Origin of the sequence: Nonomuraea sp. NPDC050404, from assembly GCF_040655495.1 — a bacterium.
Classification (GTDB): domain Bacteria; phylum Actinomycetota; class Actinomycetes; order Streptosporangiales; family Streptosporangiaceae; genus Nonomuraea.
The window spans coordinates 1-5798 of record NZ_JBFAKB010000019.1 but is presented as its reverse complement, the minus strand read 5'-3'; the positions used below and the strand labels follow the sequence as shown (position 1 = coordinate 5798).

General features: G+C 70.9%; 4 protein-coding genes, 1 pseudogene and 1 riboswitch. Of the genes and pseudogenes, 3 read left to right on the top strand and 2 right to left on the bottom strand.

What is annotated here, in order from left to right; all coding sequences use genetic code 11:
- Nucleotides 1-14 precede the first annotated feature (14 nt).
- Nucleotides 15-1403: pseudogene (locus AB0I81_RS41215) on the bottom strand (carboxylesterase family protein).
- On the opposite strand from AB0I81_RS41215, the gene AB0I81_RS41210 reads away from it, so the two are divergent.
- Nucleotides 1398-2012, top strand: a complete 615-nt coding sequence (locus AB0I81_RS41210) for a TetR family transcriptional regulator (protein WP_360669119.1) — start codon at nt 1398-1400, stop codon at nt 2010-2012. The pseudogene AB0I81_RS41215 and the gene AB0I81_RS41210 sit on opposite strands and share 6 nt — an antisense overlap.
- A gap of 73 nt (nt 2013-2085) precedes the next feature.
- Nucleotides 2086-3345, top strand: coding sequence for an MFS transporter (locus tag AB0I81_RS41205; RefSeq protein WP_360669116.1), 1260 nt, complete (start codon nt 2086-2088; stop codon nt 3343-3345).
- On the opposite strand, the gene AB0I81_RS41200 is transcribed toward AB0I81_RS41205, so the two are convergent.
- Nucleotides 3302-4495 (bottom strand): flavin-dependent oxidoreductase, encoded by a 1194-nt coding sequence (locus AB0I81_RS41200; protein ID WP_360669113.1) that lies wholly within the window; start codon nt 4493-4495, stop codon nt 3302-3304. The two genes, AB0I81_RS41205 and AB0I81_RS41200, sit on opposite strands and share 44 nt — an antisense overlap.
- 262 nt (nt 4496-4757) lie before the next feature.
- A riboswitch (cyclic di-AMP (ydaO/yuaA leader) is annotated at nt 4758-4901 on the top strand.
- A gap of 11 nt (nt 4902-4912) precedes the next feature.
- Here AB0I81_RS41200 and AB0I81_RS41195 point away from each other — a divergent pair.
- Nucleotides 4913-5587, top strand: a complete 675-nt coding sequence (locus AB0I81_RS41195) for a CHAP domain-containing protein (protein ID WP_360669110.1) — start codon at nt 4913-4915, stop codon at nt 5585-5587.
- Nucleotides 5588-5798: the final 211 nt, after the last annotated feature.

The following is a 5798-nucleotide window of genomic DNA, read 5'->3' as shown; positions in this document are numbered from 1 at the left end:
GGGTCCGAGCGGGTTCAGGCGGTGCTCCAGAAGCGGTAGTCGTGGTCCTTGGCGAAGTCGGCGCGGTTCCAGGCGCCGGAGGTGAGGGAGTGCACGTGCCAGCCGGCCTGCCCGCGATCGTCGCGCAGGCGGGGCCAGCCACGCTCGCCGCCGCTGTTGGGGTCGCCGGTGGTGGCGAAGCGGGTCCAGGCGGCGATCAGGCGGTCGCCGAGGGCGGCCTGGCGGGGTGACAGTTTGGTGAACAGGGTCAGGTCGAACAGGTACGGCAGTTTGGACATGTGCTGGGCGGCGGCGGGGAAGCTCGGCTTCGGGTAGCCGGCGAACCAGGGGGTCTGCTGCTCGGCGAACTCGAACATGCGGGTGGAGGTCCAGCGGGACAGTGCGCGGGCGGTGTCGAGGGTGGGCGCCGACCAGGTCGAGTCGGTCTTCGCCTTCGCCAGGGTCCTGCCTGCCGACCTGCCCACGGGGTAGCGCTTCAGCACGGCGGTGGCCTTCTTGCCGTACGCCTGCCGGATCTCGGGCTCGTAGTCCTTGGCGCCCAGGGGTTTGCCGGTGGCCAGTTCCTGGCCGAGGATCATCCCGTTCTCCTCGTCGTGGTTGACGCCGTACAGGATGGGGACGCGGTTGAACCGGCCTGTGCGCAATGCATCGTCCACGGGGAGCGGTAGTGCCGGGACACCGCTGACCGGGCGTGGTTCGCGTTGGGTGCCGTAGGCGGTCAGGAGTTTGCTCATCGGGAGCCGGCGCAGGCAGGCGGCCACGTCGGAGGCGTCGGCGCAGCCCGCCTTCTGATGACGTCATCGCTCTCGGTCCGGGGCCTCGGACTTGGTGCGGGAGGCGTTGCCCGGGGTGCCGCAAGGCGCGCTCTGCACGATGGCCCGGTGGAACAGCCCGGCGGAGGTGGGAGAGGCGAGGTGGCCGCAGACGGTGAAGCCGCCGCCGGACTCGCCCATGATCGTCACATTGCCCGGGTCGCCGCCGAAGGCCGCGATGTTCGCGCGTACCCAGCGCAGCGCCGCGCGCTGGTCGTCCAGGGCGAGGCCGCCCGACTCCGGCAGCGACGGGTGGGTCAGGAAGCTCGCGACGCCCAGGCGGTAGTTCAGCGAGACCACGACGGCGCCGCCGGCCGCGAGCCGGTCGGGTCCGTACAGGTCGCCCATGCCGTACATCAGGCTGCCCCCGTGGATCCAGACGATCACCGGCAGCTTCTTCCCGGCGGGGGCGGTCACGTTGAGGTTCAGGCAGTCCTCGTCGGTGCTGGGTTTGCCGATGGGGTAGCCGGTGGGCTGCGCGCACACGTGGCCGGGCTTGGTGGCGTCTCGTACGCCGGTCCATGAGGCGGCCGGGCGCGGGGCGGCGAAGCGGGCGGCGGTGGCGTACGGGATGCCCTGGAAGGAGTGCACCTTCGGGCCGGTCGTCCCGCGCACCGCGCGAGCGCCAAGCAGTGCCTGCGTGAGAAGGGCTACGACCGCACCAGCGTCCGCGACATCGCCACGGCGGCGGGCGTGAGCACCGCCGCGATCGGCTACCACTACCGATCTCGGGAGGCGCTGCTCACCCAGGCGCTGTTCGAGTCGCTCGATGAGTGGGGCGACAGCCTCGGCCGTGCGCTCGCCCCCGGCGACGGCGACGGCAACGGAGAAGAGGCGGGCCGCGCGTACGGGCGCATGTGGGACGGCCTCATCGGGCAGTTCGCCGAGCATCCGGACCTCTGGCTGGCCACGGTGGAGCTGTTCCTGCAGACGCAGCGCCAGCCCGACTTGCGTGAGCGGGTGGCGGGGGGCGTCGCGGAAGGGTGGCGCGGCATGGCCGGCATCATGCGGAGCGTGCCGGAGGAGACCGTGTCCGACCGCTCCGCCCGTACGCTGGGCATGATCCAGACGGCGCTGATGACGGGTGTGATGATCCAGAGCCTCAGCGATCCGGCGAACGCCCCCACCTCGGCTGAGGTCCTGGAGGGACTGCGGGAGCTGGCGAAGATCGCCGGACCCCCGCCCGGCCCGGCGATTTAACCGGTTGAGGCCAGCCGAAACCCCGTGCTAAAAACGACGGCTGGTCGGGCGCGGGATGAGAGCGGTGCATCACATGGCGGGGGAAAGCGGGCGAAAGGGCCGGCCGCTGCTGGTGGCGGTGGCGGTCGACGCGCTGGGCACCGGCCTGTACCTGCCGCTGTCGCTGCTGTACTTCCTCAAGGTCACCGACCTGGACCTGGCGACGATCGGCCTGCTCATCAGCGTGACCACCGCGCTGACCCTGCCGGTGCCGATCGTCGTGGGACGGCTGGCCGACCGGTTCGGGCCGCGGCTGGTGGTCGCCGGTGGTCAGGCGTTGCAGGGGGTCGGCTTCCTGCTTTACCTGACGGTCTCCGGGGTCGGCTCGCTGGTGGCCGCGGTCCTGGTGACGTCGGTCGGGTTACGGGTCTACTGGTCCTCGGTCTTCACGCTCATCGCCGACCTGGCGGACGCCGAGGGGGCGGAGGCCAAGGACCACTGGTTCGCCAGGACCGGGATGATCCGGGAGGCGGGCGCCGGGGGCGGGGCGCTGCTCGCGGGCACGCTGCTCGCCTTCGACTCCGCGGGCGTCTACGACGGGCTGATCGTCGGCAGCGGGGTGGCGTTCCTGGCCGCCGCGCTGGTGGTGGTCCTCGCGGTGCCGCCCGTCCCGCACGCCCCGCCGCCCGCCCACGGCCCTTCCGGCCACCGGGCGCTGCTGCGGGACCGGCCCTACCTCGCGCTGATCGGCACATGTACGATCTTCGCCCTGTGCAGCACGTTCCTCGCCCTGTCGCTGCCCGTCTACGTCGTCCAGGGGCTCTCGGGGCCGGACTGGGTGTCCGGCCCCCTGCTGGCGCTGAACACCCTGCTCCTGGCCACCTGTACGGGCGCCCTGACCCGGTTCGTCCGCCGCCGCTGCACCCGTGCCCGCGCCATGGCGCTGGCCGGCGGGCTCTGGGCGTTGTGGTGCGCGGCGTCCGCGGCGGCGGTGCTGCTGCCGTCAGGGGCGCTGGTGCCGTACCTGGTGGCGGTGGTGGTGTGTTACACGGCCGCGGAGATGATCTCAGGGCCCGCGACGAACGCGCTCGCCGCGGACGCGGCGCCGGCCGGGTCGCGGGGCACCTACCTGGCGGCGTTCCAGTACTCCTTCGCGGGCGCGAACATCGTCGCGCCCGGCCTGTTCGGCCTGCTCTTCAGCCAGGACCGGCTGCTGCCCTGGCTCGTCGTGGGCCTGCTCGCCGCGCTCGGCGCGGCGCTGATGCTGCGCCTGGAGCGCCACCTGCCACAGGAACCCGCCCCGGCGGTGTTCAGGAAGGGGCGGGGGACACCGACCAGCTCCGGCGGGCGTTGAGGGTGGCGGGCTCGAAGCCGGCCAGTTGCTTGTAGCGCAGTGCGATCTCCTCGCGTTCGGCCAGCGGCAGGACGTCCTCGATGTCGGCGAAGCCCTCAGGGGCGCGTTCGCAGGCCATCCGGAGGATGATCTCGGGGCCGTCCTTGCGGTTGGCCAGCACGATGTTGTTCGTGACGGGCCGGCGCTGCTGTTCGTAGAACTCCAGGCCCAGGCCGTTGGCCAGCGCGTAGGCCAGTACGCGGGCGTCGATGACGGCCTGGGTGCCGCCGTTGGAGCCGGTCGGGTACATCGGATGCGCGGCGTCGCCCATCAGCGTCACCGCGGGCGTGGACCAGTACGGTAAGGGGTCCCGGTCGACCAGCGGATACTCCAGGACCTGGGTCGAGCCCGCGATGAGCGCGCGGACGTCCAGCTCGTCGCAGTGCCAGCCCTCCACGTGGGGCAGGACCTTCTCCACGCCGATCAGGCAGTTCCAGTCGCCCCTCGGTACGCCCGCCACGAGCGCCGGGCGCTGGATGGCCCAGTTGATGAGCTGGGTGCCGTCGTCGGAGGGCGGCGCGATGGGGTAGATGACGAGCTTCTGCGTGCTGTCGCCGACCATGAGCATGGATCTGCCGGTCATGAACGACTTGCGGTACGTGGTGCCGCGCCATAACACGTCGCCGCCGGGCAGCGGCTCGCCCTCACCGGGGAACAGGGCCCGCCGGACGCTGGAGCGGATGCCGTCGGCGCCGATGAGCAGGTCCGCGTCATGGTCGAGGCCGGTGACGGGCGATCCGAGCACCACCGCCCGGGGGCCGAGGCGCTCGCGTACCGCCTCCAGCAACATCATCTGCAGCCGGCCCCGGTGGATCGAGTACTGGGGCCAGCGGTAGCCGGCGGCGGACCCGCGCGGCTCGGACCAGATGCGCTGCCCACGGGAGGTGAGGAAGGTCAGGTCCGCGGTCGCCACGCCGATCCGCGCCAGGCGGTCGGCCAGGCCGAGTTCGATGAGCTCGCGGATGGCGTGCGGCAGGATGTTGATGCCGACGCCGAGCGGCTGCGGCTCCTCCACCGCCTCGTGGACGGTCACGTCGGTGATGCCGGCGGCGTGCAGGCTCAGGGCCGCTGTGAGCCCGGCGATCCCGGCTCCCGCGATGATCACGCGCATGGACGCTCCAGAAGGAAGACGTATGCCGCGATTCTACGAGCTGCTCGATCTTTTCGCTTGCGGGATTTCATGCTGTCCCATGGCGAAACCGCCCCTGGCATGGCGATTTCATGGCGCGGGAATTACCCAGGTCAGGGGCGTGTTATACCTCCCGTACGCGGGGCCGGACCGTATCCACGCGAGCGAGTTCCTCTGGGCCGCGCGACCCCCGTCCGAATCTCGGACGTCACATTAATCGCACGCAGCACAGGCGTATCAGCATGCCTGTGCACCGCTGAATCCGTGCCTTTGCGCGCGGAACCGGGGACCCATGTGCCACATAGGGGTGAATCTGCGCGTCAAGCGCCGTAGGGGAGCTTCCTCCCCGAACCCGTCAGCTAACCCGGTAAGCGGTATGGAAGCAGGAGTGATCGCATCATGGCCAAGTACCGTTTCTCGCATATTCGCATGCGTGACTACGCCAAGCTCGCGCTCGGCGCGACCGTCGCCGCCGCGGCCCTCGGAGTGAACGCCGCGGTGAACGCGGAGATGGCGCCCTCGCAGGACACCGCCGCCGTCGCCCCCGCCGAAGCCGGGCGGCACGGCGAAGCCAAGGTGAACGTCACCGCCCGGCAGGTCGTGGACCTGGCCAAGGCGCAGGTCGGCACGTCCGAGAACGCCAGCGGCGGCGGCACCAAGTTCCAGCAGTGGTACGCCGACTCGCCCCGCGCCACCGAGACCGTCCAGCGTGACGGCGGCAGCAGGCAGGACTACCTGAACGCCGCCTGGTGCTCGATGTTCGTCTCGTGGGTCGGTGAGGAGAGCGGCGCCAGGTCGCAGGTCGGCTGGGACGCCTACACCGTGGCCCACGCCAAGTGGTTCGCCGCCAACGACCGCTGGGGCACCGAGGCCAGGCCCGGCGCCGTGGTCTTCTTCTCGTGGGACGGCGGCAAGAGCCTGAGCGACATCCAGCACGTCGGGTTCGTCGTGAAGGACAACGGTGACGGCACGATCTCCACGGTCGAGGGCAACACCGGCAACGGCAAGGTCGAGGAGCGGGTCCGTCCCACCTCCCAGGTCGTCGGCTACGGCTACCCGCACTACGCCGTCTAGGAAATTCCTATACAAAACGGACACAACGGTAGTAATCTGGCGTCGCTCCAGCGGAGACGCTGGAGCACCAAACGTCAACGGGCCCCCGGTCGCCGTCCACGGCGGCCGGGGGCCCGTCATGGTGTGCCCAGCATGGGCGATTGCCTGGGGGTGGAAGTCCCCTGGAGGAAGAGGTGGTGCTAACTCCGAGCCGGAGGCAAGGGCGTCGTCG